Genomic DNA, 21,286 nt, shown 5'->3' with positions numbered 1-21,286 from the left:
TGCGCTGGTGCAAGAGAGAAGATGCTGCGTCGTTGCCGTCATAGACCGCCCAATCCTCAGACCATCGTCACGACCCACCGCAATCTGCGACAATCCGCATCTGCCATTTGAAAAAAGACCCTGCGCGCCTGATGACCGACGAATCGCCCTCTATCGACCAACTTCTGAAAAACCTCGACCACGCGATGATCAGCGAACGTCATCGTCTGCGCCGTCAGTTGCACGATCTGCGCAAAAAACCCGACGAGGCGAAGCTGGCGCAGTGGGTTGCGCGGGTGCAGGCATCCTGCGCGCAGGTCACGGCGCGGCGCGAGAGTGTGCCGGCGATCCGTTATGACGATAACCTGCCCATCGCGGCCAAGCGTGACGAGATCAAGGAGGCGCTGCTCAAGCACCAGGTGCTGATCATTGCCGGCGAGACCGGCTCCGGGAAAACCACCCAGTTGCCGAAGATCTGCCTGGAAATCGGTCGCGGTCAGCACGGTCTGATCGGTCATACCCAGCCGCGCCGGATCGCTGCGCGCAGCGTGGCCAGCCGGGTTGCCGAGGAAATCGGCACGCCCCTCGGTGCGCTGGTCGGCTATCAAGTGCGTTTCGAGGACCAGAGCGACAGCAACACCCTGATCAAGCTGATGACCGACGGGATTCTGCTGGCCGAAACCCAGCACGACCGCTTTCTTGAGCGCTACGACACGATCATCGTCGACGAAGCCCACGAACGCAGCCTGAACATCGATTTCCTGCTGGGTTACCTGAAAACCCTGCTGCCGCGCCGTCCGGACCTGAAGGTCATCATCACCTCCGCGACCATCGACCTGCAGCGCTTTTCCGAGCACTTCAACGATGCGCCGGTGATCGAAGTGTCCGGGCGTACCTTCCCCGTGGACGTCTGGTATCGCCCGCTGACCAGCGAGCAGGATGAAGACGGCAACAGCGTCGAAGAGGACCTGACCGTCGATCAGGCGATTCTGGCCACGCTGGACGAACTGGCGGCCTTTGAGCGCAGCGAGCGCAAGAGCCCGGGTGATGTGCTGGTGTTCCTGCCCGGCGAGCGCGAGATCCGCGATGCCGCCGAGGTGCTGCGCAAGGCGCAACTCAAGCACACCGAGATTCTGCCGCTCTACGCGCGCCTCTCGCCGGCCGAGCAGCAGCGTATCTTTCAATCGCATCCCGGTCGGCGTGTGGTGCTGGCTACCAACGTCGCTGAAACTTCGCTGACCGTGCCGGGCATCCGCTATGTGATCGACACCGGTACGGCGCGCATCAGTCGCTACAGCTATCGCGCCAAGGTCCAGCGCCTGCCGATCGAGGCGGTGTCGCAGGCCAGTGCCAACCAGCGCAAGGGCCGTTGCGGGCGGGTCGAGCCCGGCCTGTGTGTGCGTCTGTACAGCGAAGAGGATTTCAACGGTCGGCCGGAGTTTACCGACCCCGAGATCCTGCGCACCAACCTGGCCGCAGTCATCCTGCAGATGCTGCACCTGCGCCTGGGCGAGATCACCGACTTCCCGTTCATCGAGCCGCCGGACGGCAAGGCGATCAGCGACGGTTTCAACCTGTTGCAGGAGCTTTCGGCGGTCAATCGCGAAAATCAGCTGACCCCGCTGGGCCGCCAACTGGCGCGTCTGCCGGTGGACCCGCGCATGGGCCGCATGCTGCTGGAAGCGGCGAAGCAGGGCAGTCTGCAGGAAGTGCTGATCGTCGCCAGCGCCATGTCGGTACAGGACGTGCGCGAGCGCCCGCCCGAGCGTCAGCAGGCTGCGGATCAGGCCCACGCGCAATGGAAGGACGCCGACTCGGACTTCGCCGGGATGGTCAATCTATGGCGCGGCTTCGAAGAGCAGCGCCAGACCCTGACTGCCAGCCCGCTGCGTAAATGGTGCCGACGCAATTTCCTGAATTACCTGCGCCTGCGTGAATGGCGCGATTCCCATCGGCAATTGAGCCTGATCTGTCGCGACCTGCAACTGACGGTCAACAAGGAGCCGGCCGATTACCCGAAGTTTCACAAGGCCATTCTTTCCGGCCTGCTGAGTCAGATCGGGCAAAAGACCGACGAGGGCGATTACCTCGGCGCACGGCAGCGGCGCTTCTGGATTCACCCGTCCTCCGGGTTGGGCAAGAAACGTCCGCAGTGGTTGATGACTGCCGAGCTGGTAGAGACCACCAAGCTGTACGCGCGCATGGTTGCCAAGATTGATTCGGACTGGATCGAGCCGCTGGCCGGCCACCTGATCAAGAAAAATCACTTCGAGCCGCACTGGGAGAAGAAGCGCGGACAGGTCGTGGCGTTCGAACAGATCACGCTGTTCGGCCTGATCGTGGTGGGCCGTCGCCCGGTGCATTTCGGGCCGATCGACCCGGTGGTTTCGCGCGAGCTGTTCATTCGTGAAGGCCTGGTGCGTGGCGATATCCTGTCGCGGGCCAAGTGTCTGAGCGCCAATACCCGTTTGCTGGAACAGCTCGACGAACTGGAAGCCAAGGCTCGGCGTCGCGATATTCTGGCTGACGAAGACACCTTGTACAGCTTCTATGAAGCACGCATTCCGGCCGAGATTCATCAGACGGCCACGTTCGACAGCTGGTACAAGACCGAAAGCCAGAAGAATCCGCAGTTGCTGATCATGCGTGAAGAGGACGTGCTGGCCCGCGAGGCCAGCGAAGTCACCGCCGCGCAATATCCGGACACCTTGCGTCTGGGCGACCTGAGCCTGTCACTGAGCTACCACTTCGAACCCAATCACCCGAGTGACGGCGTGACCTTGCGTGTTCCCGCGCCGTTGTTGCTGTCGCTGCCTGCCGAACGTCTTGAGTGGCTGGTGCCGGGGTTGCTCGAGAGCAAATGCATCGCGCTGGTCCGCAACCTGCCCAAGGCGGTACGCAAGAACTTTGTGCCGGTCCCGGATTTCATCAAGGCGGCGTTGCAGCGCATCACCTTCGGCGAGGGCTCGTTGCCTCAGGCGCTGGGCCGTGAACTGCTGCGCATGACCGGTGTACGGGTCAGCGACGAAGCCTGGGCCGAGGCGGCACAGCAGCTTGAAGGCCATCTGAAGATGAACCTGGAAATCGTCGATGGCGGCGGCAAGTTTCTCGGTGAGGGACGTGATCTGGCCGAGCTGACCGCGCGCTTCGCCGAGGCGAGCCAGGCCGCGCTGGCCGTGCCGCAAACCGCGAAGAGCCAGCAACCGGTGCAGGCCAAGGCCTTTGCAGCAGTGGCGCAGAAAACCCAGCAGAACATCGCCGGGCTGTCGATGACGGTTTATCCGGCGCTGGTCGAAGAGGGCGGCGCGGTCAAGGAAGGCCGGTTCTCGACCCAGGCCGAGGCCGAGTATCAGCATCGTCGTGCCTTGCAGCGTTTGCTGTTGCAGCAGCTGGCCGAACCCGCCAAGTTTCTGCGCAACAAATTGCCGGGGCAGACCGAGCTGGCCTTGCTGCATCGCGAACTGGGGCGCATCGATGCGTTGATCGAAGACATCCTGCTGGCCAGCCTCGACAGTTGCGTGCTGGAAGGTGAGGCCGAATTGCCGCGCGACGGTGCCGGTCTGCTGTCACTGGCTGAACGCAAGCGCGCCGACTGGACCGAGCATGCCGAGCGGCTCGCGAAGCTGACGCTGGAAATCCTCAAGCTGTGGCACGGTCTGCAAAAGCGCTTCAAAGGCAAGATCGACCTGTCCCAGGCCGTTGCACTCAACGACATCAAGGCGCAACTGAGCAAGCTGGTGTACCCCGGATTCGTTCGCGAGACCCCGGCGGTATGGCTCAAGGAACTGCCGCGTTACCTCAAGGCCATCGAGATGCGTCTGGAAAAACTCCCGGCTCAGGTGCAGAAGGATCGGGTGTGGAGCATCGAGCTTGCAGGTCTGTGGGCGCAATACCAGGCGCGCGCCGACAAGCACGCTCAAGAGGGCAAGCGCGACCCGGAACTGGCCCTGTACCGCTGGTGGATGGAGGAATACCGCGTCTCGCTGTTCGCCCAGCAACTGGGCACAAAAATGCCGGTGTCGGACAAACGGTTGAGCAAGCAGTGGAGTCAGGTGGAGAGCTGATCCGCGGCTTCACGCCGCGAAGTAAAGGGCGCCTGTCGTGCCTATATTCATTGGCCCGATAGCGCCAAAACCGGGCTCTGTGGCACACTCCGCGCCTGTCTTCACCGTGTCATGAAATGCTGCTGCCTGTTGCGGGCAGCTTTTACAGTCGCACGGGTACGTCGGTCCGGAAAACAGTGGGCCTTCAGTTGCCGTGCCTGAGCAGGTCATTACCTGCAACCAATAAGAGAGGAACGACCGTGCACAACGTCGTCATCAGCGGCACAGGCCTGTTTACCCCGGCCAACAGCATCTCCAACGAAGAGCTGGTGCAGTCTTTCAATGCCTATGTTGCACAGTTCAACAGCGATAACGCCGCCGCTATCGAACGTGGCGAAGTGCAGGCACTGAGCGAATCCAGCGCCGCTTTCATCGAGAAGGCTTCGGGTATCAAGAGCCGCTTCGTCATGGACAAGCAGGGCATTCTCGATCCGCAGCGCATGAAGCCCAACCTGCCGGAGCGCAGCAATGACGAGTGGTCGATCCTCTGTGAGATGGGTGTAGCTGCCGCCAGACAGGCGCTGCAACGCGCGGGCAAAACCGCGGCCGACATCGACGGTGTAATCGTTGCCTGCTCCAACCTGCAGCGGGCCTACCCGGCGGTCTCCATCGAGATTCAGCAGGCGCTGGGTGTCGCCGGATACGGGTTTGACATGAACGTGGCCTGTTCCTCGGCCACCTTCGGCATTCAGGCAGCCTGTAACAGCGTGCAACTGGGGCAGGCCCGCGCCTTGCTGGTGATCAGCCCGGAAATCTGCACCGCGCACCTTAATTTCCGGGATCGTGACAGCCACTTCATCTTTGGTGACGGCGCCACGGCGGTGGTGGTCGAGCGCGCCGACCTTGCCACGTCGCCTTATCAGTTCGATATCGTCAGCACCCGTTTGCTGACCCAGTTTTCCAACAACATCCGCAACAATTTCGGCTTCCTCAACCGTACCTCGGACGAGGGCCAGAACGCGCCGGACAAGCTGTTCGTGCAGGAAGGCCGCAAGGTCTTCCGCGAAGTGTGCCCGATGGTCGCCGAACTGGTCGCTGCGCATTTGCAGGACAACAGCATCAACATCACCGACGTCAAACGCTTCTGGCTGCATCAGGCCAACCTGAGCATGAACCATCTGATCGTCAAGAAGCTGCTGGGCCGCGACGCCACGGTCGAAGAAGCGCCGGTGATTCTCGACACCTACGGCAATACCAGCTCCGCGGGTTCGGTGATTGCGTTTCACACCTACCAGGATGACTTGCCGCAAGGCGCGCTGGCGGTACTCAGTTCGTTCGGCGCCGGTTACTCGATCGGCAGCGTGATCCTGCGCAAGCGCTGATCGCGTTCGACGGGTAGCGCTCTCGAGACGGGCGCTACCTGTCATATCCCGTTATGTCATGTGCAGGCCGTTGGGTCTTTATCGTATTGGCTATTCACAAAGCCATTAGCGGTATCGACCATGTTCACCTTCAGATACAACCCTTTTGAAACCATAGAATCGTCCGTTGCACACGCCTCTGTAACGCCCCGACCACAGGATTGCGCCCCGTTCGAAGCGGAGCACGTCAACAGCGAATTCATCAGGCTCAACTTGCCAGACTGGTATGTGGGTGCGCCCACGGTATTGCGCCAGACACTGCATGCCAGCCAGCAAAGCGCACGGCGTTACGCGCAGGCGCTGGAGCCAGTGCGCGCCCGCCTGTTATCGGCGCAGCAATTTGCAGCCCCCTTGCTGTCGAAAGCGTTTGTCGAACGTTTCCAGCTCGACCTCGACGTTGAAGCCTTTCAACTGATGACCTGGCGCTACGACAGCACCTGGAACCCGGCTCCGCTCGAGCAGACTTTGCTTCAGGCAGCCTTGCAGAACTTCGCTCCGAGCAACAGAAGCCGCTTCGATCCCTACTCGGCAATCCTGCGTACAGGGGGCCTGCGTTACTGGCTGATCGACAGCGCCGAACGCCGCTACAAGGTCGAATACCGGGACCGTCAGGCGATCGATCTTGAGCAGTTCGCTGATTTTTGCCATGAACTGGATCTGGGCCGTCAGTATCAGACCCACCTGGACAGCGTGTTCAAGCCGCCAGGCCCGGCTGCGCAAGCGGTTGCCAGCGCGTTCATGGACAGCGAGCGGGCCGCCGTCGAGGTGCTTGCGCATATCGCCATGATGAAAGGCGATATCACTGACGCGGCGTACCAGACCCTGCTGGACATGGTGAAGTCCGTTGACCAGCCACGCTGGGATGGCAAGGGCGTGCGCTATTGCCAGTTGCACATGCTCGATACCTACACGTTTTCAGGCTCGCTGTTACAGGGTGCCTTATTGATACAGCAGGACGGCGCCAAGCCCGATGACGGTCCTTGTCTGGTCTACCTGCCTGCCGAGCCTGCGCATCCGGTCAAGCAGTTTGCGTCGCTGCGGGCCTTCAACGCCTGGCTGGTGACGGCGTTGGACAGCAAGCACTATCGACGCTACTTCAGTCGTTTCGTCAGTCTCGGCCAGGCTCCGGCATTTTTTGCCAAACTGGATGCGCGGCTGTATCCCGCCGGGGACCGCACGCTGGACCCCGACGCCGACCTGGTCGTGCAGGCACAGCCATTCTCGAAGCCACCGTTCGAGCGGCTGTACGAGCAGTTGCTGGCCAAAACCTATGACGACTCAAAAGTAATCGCGGTGCCATCCGCACAGGTCGACCAGCAGGCTCACGATGCACTGATCGAAAGCCTTGAAAACAATGGCATGAACCTGCTCAACGTGGCCGGGTTCTTTGTGCCGGTGCTGGGTGAAATCATGTCCGTGGTCGCCCTTTATCAGCTTGCCAGCGAAGCGTTCGTTGCTTACGAAGACTGGAAGCACGATGAAGTCGAAGACGCCATGCAACATGTCTACGACATCGGCGAAAACGTTGCACAGATGCTGGTGGCAGGCGGCGTCGTGGCTGCGGTGAACGGGCTGCAACCCTCGATGTTCATCGAAAGTCTGGTGCAAAGGCGTGTCGATGGGGCGGTGCGCCTCGGCAAGCCGAGCATCGATGCCTATGCCCATACGGTCTCCCTGCCCGACAACCTGAGCAGCAACGCCCTTGGGCTTTATGAGCACGACGGCAAGACCTGGCTGCCACTGGACGGCAAACTGTATTGTGTCGAGTCCGATGCAGACGGCAGCCAATGGCGCGTCAGGCATCCGGTGAATGAGCGTTCGTACGCGCCAAGGCTCAAGCACAACGGTGCTGGCGCATGGCGCCATGAATGGGAAAACCCCATGGGGTGGGACGAGGTAACGGCGTTCAGGCGCCTGAACCCGACGTGTCATGCGCTGCCGGAAGAAGATATACACAAAGTCCTGCAGATTACCGGCGCCAACGAGGCCTTGCTGCGTCAGATACATGTCGAAAACCTCCGGCCTCCGGCCTTGCTGAAAGACGCCATTCAGCGCGTTGCAACAGAACGGCAGTTGCACGTCTGTATCGAAGCCCTGAAGGCCGATGATGTGCCGCAGGTTCATGTTGCTCATCTTGAGCCGTGGCTGAAACTGCTGGTGTCGTCACCACGCTGGCATGAGACCCGCGGCCTGTTACTGCTCGACGCGCAAGGGGCGCTGCTGGAAGCCTGGAACGCGGGATCGCAGATGACACTGTCGTCCCATGTCGCCGGGCCGACCGGGCACCTCAGTCAAGTGCTCGGCCAGTTGCTGGAAAGTCTGCCCGCCGATGAAGTCACTCGCCTGACGGGGAGCGACAGTGACGACAAGGCTGTTCAACTGCGCGGCTTCAAACGCTATCTGGCCGGTTACGCCCAGACGCACGTGGGGCGCCTGCTGGATGACGTTCAACTGCTCGAAGGTCGCAGCGACGACCCGCATGTGCAACTGATACAGCGCGACTTCGGCAGCTTGCCGAGCAGCGTGGCGCTCGAACTCATCGGCATGGCCAGCGATGCAGACAAAGCGCGAATGACCACGGAAAAACGCATTCCTCTGGCGCTGGCCGAGCATGCCCGCGAGTATCAGCAGCAACTGCGGATAAACCGCGCCACCGAAGGCTTCTATCGGGCGGTAACCGACAATCTGGACACGCAGGCTGCGGCGCTGGGCATGCTGCAGTACCTGCCAGGCTGGCGGGGTGAGGTTTCGATCGATCTGTTGAAGGACTCGCTGGAGGGCGACGAAATCGCCAGTCTCGACAGCGATCAGGCCTCAATGCATCGGCTGCTGGTCAGCACCGAAGCGGGGATCCAGTGTTTCGAACCGTCAGGTGAGCCGCTCGGCGAGGTCGATCAGCAGTTTTTCAGGGCGTTGTTGCAGGCGCTTCCCGAACAGGTACGGCTCGACATTCAGTTACCAGCTGGCGCGGATGAGCCGCAACTGCGCAGTCTGTTGCGCAATACGGCGGTTCAGCGACGTGAGCGGATGGCTGCCGTTCTGCAATTGCAGCCGATCAAGCCGGGTATCAAATGGCCGCAACGCCTGCCCCATGGCCGCATTGGCTATCCCTTGAGTGGACGGTTGCGCGGCTTGTTTCGTCGCCTGGGTATTGGCGCGTCCAGCCACTCGCCGGAGCTTGCCGTGAAAAGTTTATACCCGGACTTTTCCGATGCTCAGGTGGCGAGCTTCCTTGACGAGTTGCGCGCCGAACACACCGGGTCGGCCAGGCAACTGCCCCGGTTCGTCAAGCGAAGGCTGCGCGGTCTTGCTGATGAATTACGCACCCTGCAAAACACTCTGGATGCCTGGATAGCGCAAGCGACGTCCTCGTTGCAGCGCAGGTCAAGGGAGGTCGCGGCGAGGCGCCTTCATGGCTGCTGGAGAAGACTCAGCGTTCACAGCATCAGTCTTCAGGGGGAGTTTTTAGGCTACACGCTTGATCTGGATAACCTGCGAGTAGAGCAAATACCGGATATAACCGCCAGCTTTGGCCATGTGGCTGAGTTGAAAGCGCGGAACATGCAGCTTACCCCTGCACATGTCGATGCATTGCTGAACAACTTCCCTAACCTGCGGTCGTTGGGCCTGGGCTTCAATGAACTGCAATCCCTGCCAGAGTCGATAGGAAGAATGACACTGCTTACAGAGCTGTCGCTCAACCATAACCCCTTGAACTGGACAGCCGCCTGCAACGCCATTTTGCTGAATCTGCGCCGACTGGAGGTTCTTGATCTCAACTATTGTTCGCTTGGATCGCAGGCGCGTCTCACAGCGCTCAACTCGTTACGTATGCTGTTTTTGCGTTCTACAGGCATTGAAACGTTGCCAGTGTGGAATTGGCGCAGGTCTGACTTGATTCGTCTGGATGTGCGCGATAATCGCATCTCGGAAATATCGATCGAGGAGCTTGATAATATCGAGCGCTCGCTCAGTTCCACCCGCCTTCACCTGCATTTGAGTGGCAACCCGTTGACTCCGCCAACGCTGGCTAGCATCAGACTGTTTCTCGAGGGCAGGACGCGGCCGCGGCTGGGTGTCAGCCAGAACCGTTCTCCACTTGAAGCCGGACCTGGCAGTGCCGCCTGGCTTGCAGGTCTGAGCAGTGAGCAGGCGGCTGTGCGTACCAGGCTTTGGCAGGATCTGCGAGCCTGCGCTGGTTCTACGGACTTTTTTCAGATGCTGGGCGACCTGACGTACTCGGCTGATTTTTCAAGTCACCATGAAGCACTGGCCGCAAGAGTCTGGGCAATGATAGACGCGGCCTCGGCAAGTACAGAGTTGCGTCTCCAGTTATTCGATATTGCCGCCCACCCTCAGACCTGTGGCGATGGACTTGCATTGATCTTTGGCGACATGGAAGTACGCGTGCGGGTGTTCTCGATCATGTCGTCCACGCCACACGCCGCGCAGCCACTGGAGTTGTTCAAGATGAGCCGGAGCCTGGACCGTCTGGATCAGGTGGAAAAAATTGCACTGCGCGAGATTGCTCTTCGCCAGCAGCACGGCTACAGGGTAGATGAGGCTGAAGTACGCCTGGCCTACCGTATCGGCCTGCAAGCTCGGCTTGAGCTGCCCGGTCAGCCCCAAACCATGCTGTTCAGCAATATCGCGAAGGTGACCGACGCTGATTTGCAGGATGCGCACAGCGAAATAATCACGCGTGAAAGTACGCGGGCATTTTTCGAGTCGCTGGTCGCCAGGGAATTCTGGATGAGTTATCTGGAAACTCGTTACGCCTCTGATTTCGAACGGGTAAAGAAGCCCTTCAGCGAGCGTCTGACCCTCCTGGATGAGTTGCCGCCAAACCGGCAATCCGATCAACAGTACCTCGAGCAGATTGGCTTGATCTCCAGTGAGCGTGAGCAGGCGCTCAATGATTTCGCGATCACTCTTTCCAGGCAGATTGCCGAGGCGGTGAACATGACGCCTCAATAAGGGATATTCTTCACCCTGTCAGCCTATCGGGGAACCTGCATGCCTGTTCACGTAATCGACAGCCTCGCCACCGTTGCGCCTGCCCAGTGGGATGCGCTGGTACCTGGCAATCAGCCATTCCTGCGGCATGCGTTTCTCAGCTCGCTGGAGGACAGCGGCAGTCTCGGGCCACGATCGGGCTGGCGTGCCGAACATGTGCTGCACTACGAAAACGATCAGTTGGTGGCGGCATTGCCAGCCTACCGAAAGTGGCATTCGTATGGCGAGTACGTGTTCGATCACGCCTGGGCAGACGCCTGCCGTCGCGCCGGCATCGCCTATTACCCCAAGCTGCTGATCGCCGTGCCGTTCAGCCCGGTCGGCGGTTCGCGGATTCTGTCCGCGACGCCTCAGGGTGGCATCGAGTTGCTCGGCGAGCTGCCGGCATACCTGCAACGTGAGGGGCTGTCGAGCGCACACGTGAACTTTACCGATCCGGCGGCCGATGCCTTGCTTGAAACCCAGCCGGGCTGGTTGCAGCGCATCGGTTGCCAGTTTCACTGGCATAACCGGGGTTACCGGGACTTTCAGGACTTTCTTGACGCATTGAGTTCACGCAAGCGCAAACAGATGCGCAAGGAACGTGAACAAGTGGCGGGGCAGGGCATCGAGTTTGAATGGCTCGAGGGCGCGCAGATGAGCGAAGTGCTGTGGGACTTCGTTTATGCGTGCTACTCCAATACCTACGAGGTGCGTGGGCAGGCGCCTTACCTGACGCGTGAGTTCTTCAGCCTGTTGGCCGAGCGCATGCCCGAATCGATCCGTGTGGTCATCGCGCTGCAGGGCTCACGGCCTGTGGCGATGGCCTTCAGCCTGATTGGCGATGACAGTTTCTATGGGCGCTACTGGGGCTGCCTGGCCGAGTTTGACCGGCTGCATTTCGAAACCTGTTTCTATCAAGGTATGGACTATGCCATCGCCCACGGCCTGCAACGATTCGACCCCGGCGCGCAGGGCGAACACAAACTGATCCGCGGCTTCGAACCGCAGATCACCCGTTCGTGGCACTACCTGATGCACCCAGGCCTGAAAGACGCGGTCAGCGAGTTTCTGGAGCAGGAGCGAGTCGGCGTACTGGCCTATGCCGAGGAAGCGCGCAGCGCGCTGCCGTATCGGCAGGCGGAGTAACCGGCCAGAAGACATTCAGCGACTGCACGGGCCTCTTCGCGAGCAAGCTCGCTCCCACAAGTGCGGTGTACACCTGACCGACAGGTGAGTAGCTACCCAGAAGACATTCAGCGACAGCACTGGCCTCTTCGCGAGCAAGTTCGGTGTACACCTGACCGACAGGTGAGTAGCTATCCAGCAGACATCCAGCGACTGCACGGGCCTCTTCGCGAGCAAGCTCGCACAAGTTCGGTGTACACCTGACCGACAGGTGAGCAGCTACCCAGAAGACATCCAGCGACTGCACTGGCACCTTCGTGAGCAAGCTCACACAACTTCTGTGTACACCTGACCGACAGGTGAGCAGCTACCCAGCAGATATTCAGCGACTGCACGGGCCTCTTCGCGAGCAAGCTCCCACAAGTGCGGTGTACACCTGACCGGCAGGCGGGGCAGCGGGGAGATCACTGCCCCTGAAGATCTTATGGCGTGTGCAGATCTTGTGGGAGCGAGCTTGCTCGCGAAGAGGCCGGCAGCCTCGCCCTATCAATCCACGCCTACAAACCCGCCCGTCTGATGCTGCCACAACCGCGCATACAGCCCGCCATGCGCCAGCAGTTCGCTGTGCGTGCCGGTTTCGGCGATCTGGCCTTTCTCCAGAACCACCAGGCGATCCATGCGCGCGATCGTCGACAGGCGGTGCGCGATGGCGATCACGGTCTTGCCCTGCATCAACGTCTCCAGGCTCTCCTGAATCGCTGCTTCGACTTCCGAGTCGAGTGCCGAGGTGGCTTCGTCCATGATCAGGATCGGCGCGTCCTTGAGCAGCACGCGGGTGATCGCGATACGCTGGCGTTGCCCGCCGGATAGCTTGACGCCGCGCTCACCGACATGGGCGTCGAAGCCGGTGCGACCTTCGGAGTCTGACAGCAGCGGGATGAACTCGTCGGCGCGGGCCTTATGGATCGATTCCCAGAGCTGTTCATCGGTTGCGTGCGGATTGCCATACAACAGGTTCTCGCGAATCGAGCGGTGCAGCAGCGAGGTGTCCTGGGTAATCATGCCGATCTGCGCGCGCAGGCTTTCCTGGGTGATTTCGGAAATGTCCTGGCCGTCGATGAGGATCCTCCCGCCTTGCACGTCGTACATGCGCAGCAGCAGGTTGACCAGCGTCGACTTGCCCGCGCCGGAAGGCCCGATCAGGCCGATCTTCTCACCCGGTTTGATGTCCAGGTTGAGGTTGTGAATGATCCCGTTGCCATTGCCGTAATGGAAATCCACGCCGTCGAACCTGACACCGCCGTTTTCGATCTTCAGCGGCAGGGCGCCGGGTTTGTCATTGACCGTGACGGGCTGCGAAATACTTTCCAGGCCGTCTTGCACGGTGCCGATGTTCTCGAAGATGCCGTTGACCACCCACATGATCCAGCCGGACATGTTGACGATACGGATGACCAGACCGGTGGCCAGCGCGATCGCACCCACCGAGATAATGGACTGGGTCCACAGCCAGAGGGCCAGACCGGTCGTGGTGACGATCAGTATGCCGTTCATGGTGGTGATGGTGGTGTCCATCGAGGTGACCACGCGGCCAGCCAGCTGACTCTTTTCGGTGTGGTCGCGCATCGCTTCGCGCGCGTACTGCTGCTCGTGGTTGGTGTGGGCGAACAGCTTGAGCGTGGTGATGTTGGTGTAGCCGTCGACGATGCGGCCCATCAGTCTGGAGCGCGCATCGGACGAATCCACCGAGCGTTGCTTGACCCGCGGCACGAAATACATCAGCGAGAGGATGAACGCCGCGATCCAGGTGCCCAGCGGAATCATCAGCCGCCAGTCGGCCTCGGCGAACAGCACCATCGCGCTGATCGCGTAGATCAGCACATGCCACAGCGCATCCACCGTCTGCACGGCCGAGTCACGTAACGAGTTGCCGGTCTGCATGATGCGCTGGGCGATACGCCCGGCGAAGTCGTTCTGGAAGAAATTGACACTCTGTTTGAGTACGTGGCTGTGGTTCTGCCAGCGAATCAGGTTGGTCATGCCGGGGCTGATCGTCTGGTGTACCAGCAGGTCATGCAGGCCGACGAAAATCGGCCGCAGCAGCAGGGCCACCACCACCATCCAGATCAGCTCGGAACCGTGAATACTGAAGAAATTCTCCGGCGGCGTGGTTTGCGCCAGGTCGATGATGCGGCTCAGGTAGCTGAACAGCGACACTTCGATCAGCGCACCGATCAGCCCGACCACCAGCAGCGCGGTGAACGTCGGCCATACCTGACGCAGGTAGTAGAGGTAGAACGCGAAGACGGTATTGGGCGGGGCAGCGGTAGGAGCGTCTTTGAAGATATCGATCAGTTTTTCGAAACGACGATAAAGCATTGGCTATCACACCCACGCGACGTGGGTTCTCCTTGATAAGTGGAGGCTCTCCCGTCCGGACCGCACGAAGCCCAAGGCTTCATGCGGTGCAGGTTTCCCGATCAGTTGACGCGTTTGGCGGACTTGATCAGGATCGGGTCGACTGGCACGTTTTGCATGCCTTTCTGAGTAGTGGTGCGGGCGTTGACGATGTTGTCGACGACGTCCATGCCCTTGACGACTTTGCCGAACACTGCGTAACCGAAGTCGCGTGCGCCGTTGTCGAGCATGGCATTGTCGTTGGTGTTGATGAAGAATTGACTGGTGGCCGAGTTCACGTCCGAGGTACGCGCCATGGCAATGGTGCCGCGGACGTTATGCAAACCGTTCTGGGCTTCGTTCTTGATCGGATCCTTGGTCTGCTTCTGAACCATCTGCGGGGTGAAGCCACCGCCTTGCACCATGAAGCCCGGAATCACCCGGTGAAAGATGGTGTTGGTGTAGAAGCCGCTGTCGACATAACCCAGAAAGTTCTGGGTGCTGACCGGCGCCTTGGTGTCTGCGAGTTCGATTTCAATCTGGCCGAAACTGGTGTCGAGCACCACGTGCGTGGCTTTATCCGGGGCAGCCATCAGGTTGGCGGCGAACAGCACGGAGCAGGCGGCGAGAGCGATTTTTTTCAGCATGTGGCAACACGTCCTTCATTAAGAGATATCGACTGTGACCGGCAAGGTAACCACGTTTGGCTTTTTTTGCCCAGCGTATTGGCGGGTTTGCAGCACTTCAGGCGATCAGGCTGCACGTCCATGGACCGCACAGGATTTTCAGACTGCGTTGCTGGCGATGAATTCCAGCCGCGTGTGATTGAAGTGCCGCAGGCAGCCCTGACTGAGCGAAGAGCGCCAAGTGCCTGCGCCGGTCAGGCATTTTGCGGCGTGCCGAGTGCAGCGGTGAGCGGTGTCGTGTCAAAGCTGCGGATCAGGTCGATCAGGATCTGCGTGGCCGGGCCCAGCGGCCGGTCCTTGCTGGAGTAAAGATAGAAGGTCGGGTTACGGCTACCGCCCTTGTCCAGGCGCAGGGGCTTGAGCAAGCCTTCGCGCAGTTCGCGCTCGATCATGTGCCGCGGCAGCCAGGCGAAGCCCAGGCCGTTGCTGACGAAGGTCGCGGCGGTGCCGAGGCTGCCGACGGTCCAGCGCTGTTCCGCGCCCAGCCAGCCGAAGTCCCTGGGTTGCTGCCTGCCGGAGTCACGGATGACCACCTGCAACTGGCTTTCCAGGTCCTGAAAGGTCAGCTCGCGATTGGCCTGATGCAGGGCGTGGTCCGGGTGCGCGACGGCGACGAACTCGACCGAGCTCATCTCGGTGCCCAGATGACCGGCAATGCTGTAGCCGCTGATGGCCAGGTCCGCCACGCCTTCGAGCAAGACTTCTTCGACGCCGGAGAGCACTTCTTCACGCAGTCGCACCCGGCAGCCGCGGCTCTGCGGCATGAACGCGGTCAGCGCCTTGACCAGACGTGCCGAAGGGTACGCCGCGTCGATCACCAGGCGCACTTCCGCTTCCCAGCCCTGTTCCATATGGTGCGCGAGGTCTTCCAGTTGGCTGGCCTGCTTGACCAGCTGCCGCGAACGGCGCAGCAGTACGCCACCGGCTTCGGTCAGCACCGCCTTGCGCCCGTCGATACGCAATAACGGCACGCCGAGCTGTTCCTGCATGCGCGCCACGGTGTAACTCACCGATGATTGCGAGCGATGCAACGCTTCGGCGGCCTGAGCAAAACCACCGTGATCGACCACGGCCTGCAATGTGCGCCACTGGTCGAGAGTCACGCGGGGCGCTTTCATGCTGTAATTCCTCTTTAAATACGGGCTTGTTGTTCTACTCTGACAATCCCGACTCGGAGATTGCCGAATGAATCGACTGTGTTGTGCGCTGCTGGTCATGTTGCCGGTGACGGCCCTGGCGTACCCCATCGAGGTGGAAAAACAGTACCAGGACGTGAAGATCGATTATGTTGCCCACGACGTCTATCACGATACCGGGTCAATCACCGTCAACAACTACGGTGAAGTAGACGCCAAATGTTCGGTGGTGTTCATCAACGGGCCGGAGGCATCGCGCACCCGGCGTGTGCAGGTTGGCGCAGGCAAGAGTCTCGACGTCTCATCCCGATTCAATCGCAGCATCATAAAGTTGCGAATCAGGCTCAGCTGTCAGCCCGCCTGAGAGTAGAGCGCTCTTATGGATAAGACAAATTTGTGGGTGGGGGCACAAAGGCTTCGCGTTTTTGCGCAACGCGTTGGTGATTGACCGGGGTTGTGGTGGGTGTCACTTACCCCGGTCGCTTTCGCAGATATTCTGAGAGTGCAGCCCTGTTTCCAGGGCTGTTTATGAGTGATGTGCTTTGCGACGATCAGACAATGATGTCGGCGGCCTGCAGCGTCTGCACGCCTGTGAGCTGGATTTCGCAGTCCGCGCCGACGTTGTCATCGATGTTGCCGTATAGCACGCCGTCGGCAAAACGCAGCTCACCGCTGTTGTTGGCGCTGAACGCCGCGTTGCCGATGAACACGAAGGCATCGTGGCCATCGGTCAGCGGCCGGGCATCGAAGCCGGAGAAGTCCAGCTTGTCGCCTTCGACTGTCTTGAAGCCATTGATGATGTCGCGCAGTCCGCCCAGGCCCGTATCGCTGATGCCATTGAACACGTAGTGGTCTGCGCCGGTGCCACCGATCAGCGTATCCGCGCCTGATCCGCCGATCAGCACGTCGTCGCCCGCGCCACCGGACAAGGTGTCATTGCCATCGCCGCCACTCAGGGTGTTGGCGTTCTTGTTGCCGGTCAGCGTGTCGGCAAACTGGCTGCCGATCAGGTTTTCAGTGCCTTTCAGCGTGTCCAGACCCGAGCCGCCGGTGGCTTGCTGAGCGCTGGTGTTCAGCGCAACGGTGACGCCGGCGGTGGCGAACAGATACGACACGGTGTCATTGCCGTCGCGGCCGTCCATGACGTTGTCGCCAGCGCCTGCGTAAATCAGGTTATCCAGGGCATTGCCGGTGGCATTGGCGGCCCCGCTGCTGTTGATGACGATGTTTTCCAGATTGGCCCCCAGCGTGTAGCTGGCCAGCGAGCTGTACACCGTATCGACGCCGCCCACTTGTGCATCGGTATTGGTCTCGACCACCCGGTCGGCGGCATCGTCGACGTAATAACTGTCCGATCCATCGCCGCCGGTCAGCATGTCGGCACCTGCAGCGCCGTCGAGAATGTTGTTGTTGGCATTACCGATGATGACGTTTTTCACGGCGTTGCCGGTGCCGTTGATGGCAGACACGCCGGTAAGCACCAGGTTTTCCACGTTGGCGCCCAGCGTCCAGCTGACAGACGACACCACGGTGTCCACCTGCGAGGGCGAGTCGTTGCTTTCGGTGACGGTATCGAAGGCGTTGTCGACCACGTAGATATCGTTGCCATCGCCGCCGCTCATGTCATCCGCGCCCTGATCGCCGTCCAGTACGTCATTGCCGGAACTGCCGACCAGCGTGTCGTCGTCACTGGTGCCGAAGATATGGCCACCTTCGTTCTGGCCACTCTCGAAAATGGCCGCCGGGTCGTTGTTGTCAGCGGCGTTGCCCTGAAAACCCAGGTCATCGGCGATGAAATCGGCCAGACGCTGGCCGACGATCTCGGCGGACTCTTCATGCAAGTGCCAGACGTCATCGGGGTAAACCAGCGGGTTGACCTCGTAACGCAGGGGCAGGTCGGTGTAGTCAACCGCCAGCTTGACGTCGGCGCGCTCAGTGGCAATGGCTTCCTGGACGCTTCTGACGTACCCGGCGCCTTCGACAATGGCGTTGATCTTTTCGTCGGTGTAACCACGCGCCTTGGCCGCGTCGGTCTGGTAGTGCCCGGTTTCGGCGATGTACACGGTGAAATCACCGATCTGCGCGTGCAGGTAGTCGAACACTTTCAGGGTCGAGGCCTTGTACAGCTCGGCCGCCGCCTGCTTGTCGGTGGCGCGGGCGATTTCCTGAGCGGCTTCTTCGCCCTGACCCCAGATGATCCCGGTGGTCACTTTGTCAATGGCGGTCAGCGACGCCAGTTGCGACTTGAGCAACTCGGTGGCGCGCAACAGCGCAGGGCCCGGCTCATCGGTGTCGACCAGCCACCAGGAAACACGCTGTTCATCCTGAGTGCCGGTCGAGTAGCCGACCACGGTGCTGCCGCCCACGGCGAGGTCGATGCCATCACCGTTGGCGTCGGTGAACTGGCTGCGCACGTCGTAATCGGTGTAGCGGGTCAGGTCCTTGACCATTTCCGAGGTGCCGGACTGGTTATCGTCTTCAGTCATGCGCAGCAGGCGCGCGTTGGACTGGCCCAGGGTCGGCAGGTAGAGAATCTCCTGCGCCTCACGCTGGCCGAATACGAAGTCCGCGTCGGTGAGGGTGTCGATCAGGTTGCCGCTCAGGGCGATCTCGAAGCGATTGCCGTCGGCATCCGCCGTGGCGGACTTGATGTAGGTCTTGTCGCCGGTTTCGTTGAGGGTCATGTACAGCGTGTGGTCTTCGCCGTTGCCCAGCCCCAGAAAGCCCAGTGCGGAGACGTCTATCTTGTCCTGACCGGGGGTGAAGTCATAGATCGTGTCGGTGGCAGTCAGGCCGCCAGCGTCGTAATCGCGGTAGCTGTCGGTCAGTGCGCTGTAGACGAACGTGTCGGCATCGGCGCCACCGTACAGGGCGTCGCGTCCTGCGCCACCGTTGATGATGTCGGCGCCGGTATCGCCACGCAGCGTGTCGTCACCGCCCAGGCCCAGAATCGTATCGTTGCCTTCGGTGCCGTACAGCGCCTCGGCGTTCTCGGTGCCGGTGAGGATCCCCGGCGTCACGTTGCCCACATTGATGGCAAAACTGTCGGCCACCGAAGCGCCGGTGGCGTCGCTCGCAGTCAGCAATACCGAGTAAAGCCCGGATGCCGTGCCGCCCGGTGTGCCGCTGAAGGTCAGGGTCTTGCTGTCGAACTTCAGCCACTCGGGCAGGGCGCTGTTATCGGCCAGGGTCGCGCTGTAGGTCAGCGTGTCGCTGTCCGGGTCGCTGAAGCTGCCGGGCTGCACGGCGTAGGAGAACGCCTTCAGCTCGGTAACGTTCTGGTCCATCAGCGGCGTATTGAGCACTGGTGCCTGATTGGCGGCTGAGGCGGTAGAGAAGATGAAGTTGGACGCACTGAGTTTGTCGGCCAGGTTGCCTTGCAAGGCAATCTCGAAGCGATTGCCTGTGCTGTCGACCGCATCGGTCTTGATGTAGGTCTTGCTGCCGTCGGCATTGACGGACAGGTAAATGGTGTTGGCGCTGCCATCGCCCAGGCCGCGCAGGCCGATGCTGGACAGATCGATGCGGTCTTCGGCCGGGTTGAAGTCGGTGATCGTATCGCTTTGCTTGGTGCCGCTGGCGGTGTAATTGCGATAGCTGTCCAGGCGCGAGTTGTAGATGAACAGGTCCGCGCCTGCGCCGCCGGTCAGGGTGTCGGCATCGGCTCCGCCAGTGATCGTGTCGGCGCCCGCGCCGCCGTCGATGCGGTCCGTACCGGCATTGCCGTTGAGCACGTCATTGCCGTCGGTGCCGGTGAGGGTATCGCCGCCCGCCGTGCCTTCCACGACATGCTGGAAGATGAAATGGCTGGCATTGAGCGTGTCTTTCAGGTTGCCGCTCAAACCCAGCTCGAAGCGGTTGCCGCTGGCATCGGCGTCGAGTGATTTGACGTAGGTGCGGTCCAGTGTGGCGTTGTAGCTGATGTTCAGCGTACCGCCCTTGCCGCTGCCCAGCCCGGTGAAGCCCAGGTTGGTCAGGTCGATGCGGTCCTGGCTGATGTCGAAGTCGGTGACCAGATCGGTCGCGCTGGTGGTCGCCGTCCGGTAGCTGTCGGTCAACTGATCGAAGCGAAAGGTGTCGGCCCCCGCGCCGCCGGTGAGCTTGTCGGCCCCGGCACCGCCGATCAGGATGTCGTCACCCGAACCGCCGCTCAAGGTGTCCTTGCCCGCCAGGCCGAAGATCTGCTCGTGGGCCGCGCCACCGGTAATGACGTCGTTGCCCTCGGTGCCATTGACGGTCACCAGTGGGAACGCATCACCGGCGAAGCTGCCATCGCCATACACCAGGGTCAGCCCCTTGCTGGTGTGGCTGATGGTGTTGCCGACGATGCTGTTGCGGTCGGTGCCGTCTTCGTTGCGCTCGGCGACGCCGTAGGTGGAGTTGTCACTGCCGGTGATCGTGTTGCCACGGATCAGGTTGTCGCTGCCGCTGAAGAACTTGCCGGACACGCCTGTGGTGTCGTCGTAGGACTGAATGATGATTTCCGGAACCGCTGAACCCAGCGCGTTGTTGCTCAGGGTGTTATCGAAGATATCCACCCCGGAACTGCCGTAAATGCGCACGCCGGCGTTGCCGTTGTCGTGGATGTCCACGCCGCTGACCGAAACCTGGCTGGACAGCTTGATCAGTACGCCTTCTGCGGCGTTGCCATATACCGCGCCGCCGGTGATGGTGATGTTGGCGGGCGAGGGGATGTTCTCGCTGCCGCGCTGCACCACGATGCCGGTGCTGCCATTGCCATAGGCAACGTTGTTGCTCAGGGTGAAGTCGTGGGTGCTGGTGACCACGTTGAAGCCGTGGCGATCGTTGTCATAGGCGACGTTGTTTTCAAACACGCTGTCGCTCAGGTAATCGGCCACGAAGCCGTCCAGGCCGTTGCCATGCGACACGCTGTTCTTGATCACCATGTTGACGGTCTGCTCGTGCGGGTCGAAGCCGTAGCCCGAGCAATCCTTGATCTCGACGCTGTCGAGGGTGACGTTCGAGTCCTTGCCGTCAGAGCCTGGAATGTAACCGTTGAACCAGCCGTCCACCTTGCCGGTGGTGGCGTCGCGGTTACCGTCCAGCGTCAGGTTCTTCATGCCGAAGTCGTGGGTTTCTTCGCCATAGGCCGAGCGCACGATGCCGGTCACTTTAGTGTCCGAGCCATCCGCGAGCTTGATGATCGTCTCGCCCATGCCTGCACCCGACAGGGTGACGTTGCTCTTGAGCATCAGGCAGCCATCCGAAGGCTCCTCGCCACCGGACACGACGTACGTTCCGGCGCCCATGACCACTTCACCGCCGCCTGCCGCAGCAGCTGCGTCGATTGCGGCCTGAATGGCTGCCGTATCGTCAGTGACGCCGTCGCCAAGTGCTCCGAAGTCTTTTGTGTTGAATATCATGGTGTTACTCCAGGCGACGACGAATGTGGATGAATTAAGTCAATATTGCAGCGCCGGGATGATAAGACCTTTTTCTGTGGAAAAGTTGCCGATATGGGCTATATTTTCGTCGAAACC

At 60.8% G+C, this 21,286-nt stretch carries 9 protein-coding genes; 5 read left to right on the top strand and 4 right to left on the bottom strand.

Annotation, left to right across the window (positions count from 1 at the left end; translation table 11 throughout):
• Positions 1–131: 131 nt before the first annotated feature.
• The 4 genes from hrpA (at position 132) to KUIN1_RS19820 (ending at position 11,587) form a co-directional block, all read left to right on the top strand.
• Positions 132–4,043 (top strand): ATP-dependent RNA helicase HrpA, encoded by a 3,912-nt coding sequence (gene hrpA, locus KUIN1_RS19835; protein WP_152092215.1) that lies wholly within the window; start codon positions 132–134, stop codon positions 4,041–4,043.
• A 239-nt stretch (positions 4,044–4,282) separates the two neighbouring features.
• On the top strand, positions 4,283–5,404 hold the full coding sequence (locus KUIN1_RS19830) for a beta-ketoacyl-ACP synthase III (protein WP_011268679.1): 1,122 nt from the start codon (positions 4,283–4,285) through the stop codon (positions 5,402–5,404).
• Between the two features lie 120 nt (positions 5,405–5,524).
• Positions 5,525–10,420 (top strand): NEL-type E3 ubiquitin ligase domain-containing protein, encoded by a 4,896-nt coding sequence (locus tag KUIN1_RS19825; RefSeq protein WP_103714866.1) that lies wholly within the window; start codon positions 5,525–5,527, stop codon positions 10,418–10,420.
• A gap of 39 nt (positions 10,421–10,459) precedes the next feature.
• On the top strand, positions 10,460–11,587 hold the full coding sequence (locus KUIN1_RS19820; RefSeq protein WP_152092214.1) for a GNAT family N-acetyltransferase: 1,128 nt from the start codon (positions 10,460–10,462) through the stop codon (positions 11,585–11,587).
• A 525-nt stretch (positions 11,588–12,112) separates the two neighbouring features.
• On the opposite strand, the gene KUIN1_RS19815 is transcribed toward KUIN1_RS19820, so the two are convergent.
• The 3 genes from KUIN1_RS19815 to KUIN1_RS19805 all read right to left on the bottom strand — a co-directional run bounded on the left by KUIN1_RS19815 (position 12,113) and on the right by KUIN1_RS19805 (position 15,767).
• Positions 12,113–13,945 carry an ABC transporter ATP-binding protein gene (locus KUIN1_RS19815; protein WP_011268676.1) on the bottom strand — a complete coding sequence of 611 codons (1,833 nt, stop codon included), beginning with the start codon at positions 13,943–13,945 and terminating at the stop codon, positions 12,113–12,115.
• A 101-nt stretch (positions 13,946–14,046) separates the two neighbouring features.
• Positions 14,047–14,610: a peptidylprolyl isomerase A gene (locus KUIN1_RS19810; protein WP_011268675.1), complete on the bottom strand. Its 564-nt coding sequence runs from the start codon at positions 14,608–14,610 to the stop codon at positions 14,047–14,049.
• A gap of 233 nt (positions 14,611–14,843) precedes the next feature.
• Entirely contained in the window at positions 14,844–15,767 is a 924-nt protein-coding gene (locus tag KUIN1_RS19805) for a LysR family transcriptional regulator (RefSeq protein WP_003402385.1), read from the bottom strand.
• A 67-nt stretch (positions 15,768–15,834) separates the two neighbouring features.
• On the opposite strand from KUIN1_RS19805, the gene KUIN1_RS19800 reads away from it, so the two are divergent.
• Entirely contained in the window at positions 15,835–16,149 is a 315-nt protein-coding gene (locus KUIN1_RS19800) for a 3-phosphoglycerate kinase (RefSeq protein ID WP_152092213.1), read from the top strand.
• Positions 16,150–16,336: 187 nt separating this feature from the next.
• On the opposite strand, the gene KUIN1_RS19795 is transcribed toward KUIN1_RS19800, so the two are convergent.
• Positions 16,337–21,169: a M10 family metallopeptidase C-terminal domain-containing protein gene (locus tag KUIN1_RS19795; RefSeq protein ID WP_152092212.1), complete on the bottom strand. Its 4,833-nt coding sequence runs from the start codon at positions 21,167–21,169 to the stop codon at positions 16,337–16,339.
• Between the last annotated feature and the right edge of the window lie 117 nt (positions 21,170–21,286).

The sequence above is a fragment of the Pseudomonas sp. KUIN-1 genome (assembly GCF_009176725.1).
Taxonomy (GTDB): Bacteria; Pseudomonadota; Gammaproteobacteria; order Pseudomonadales; family Pseudomonadaceae; genus Aquipseudomonas; species Aquipseudomonas fragariae.
Note: the sequence above shows the minus strand (reverse complement) of the source record. Positions and strands in the feature narration are given on the sequence as shown.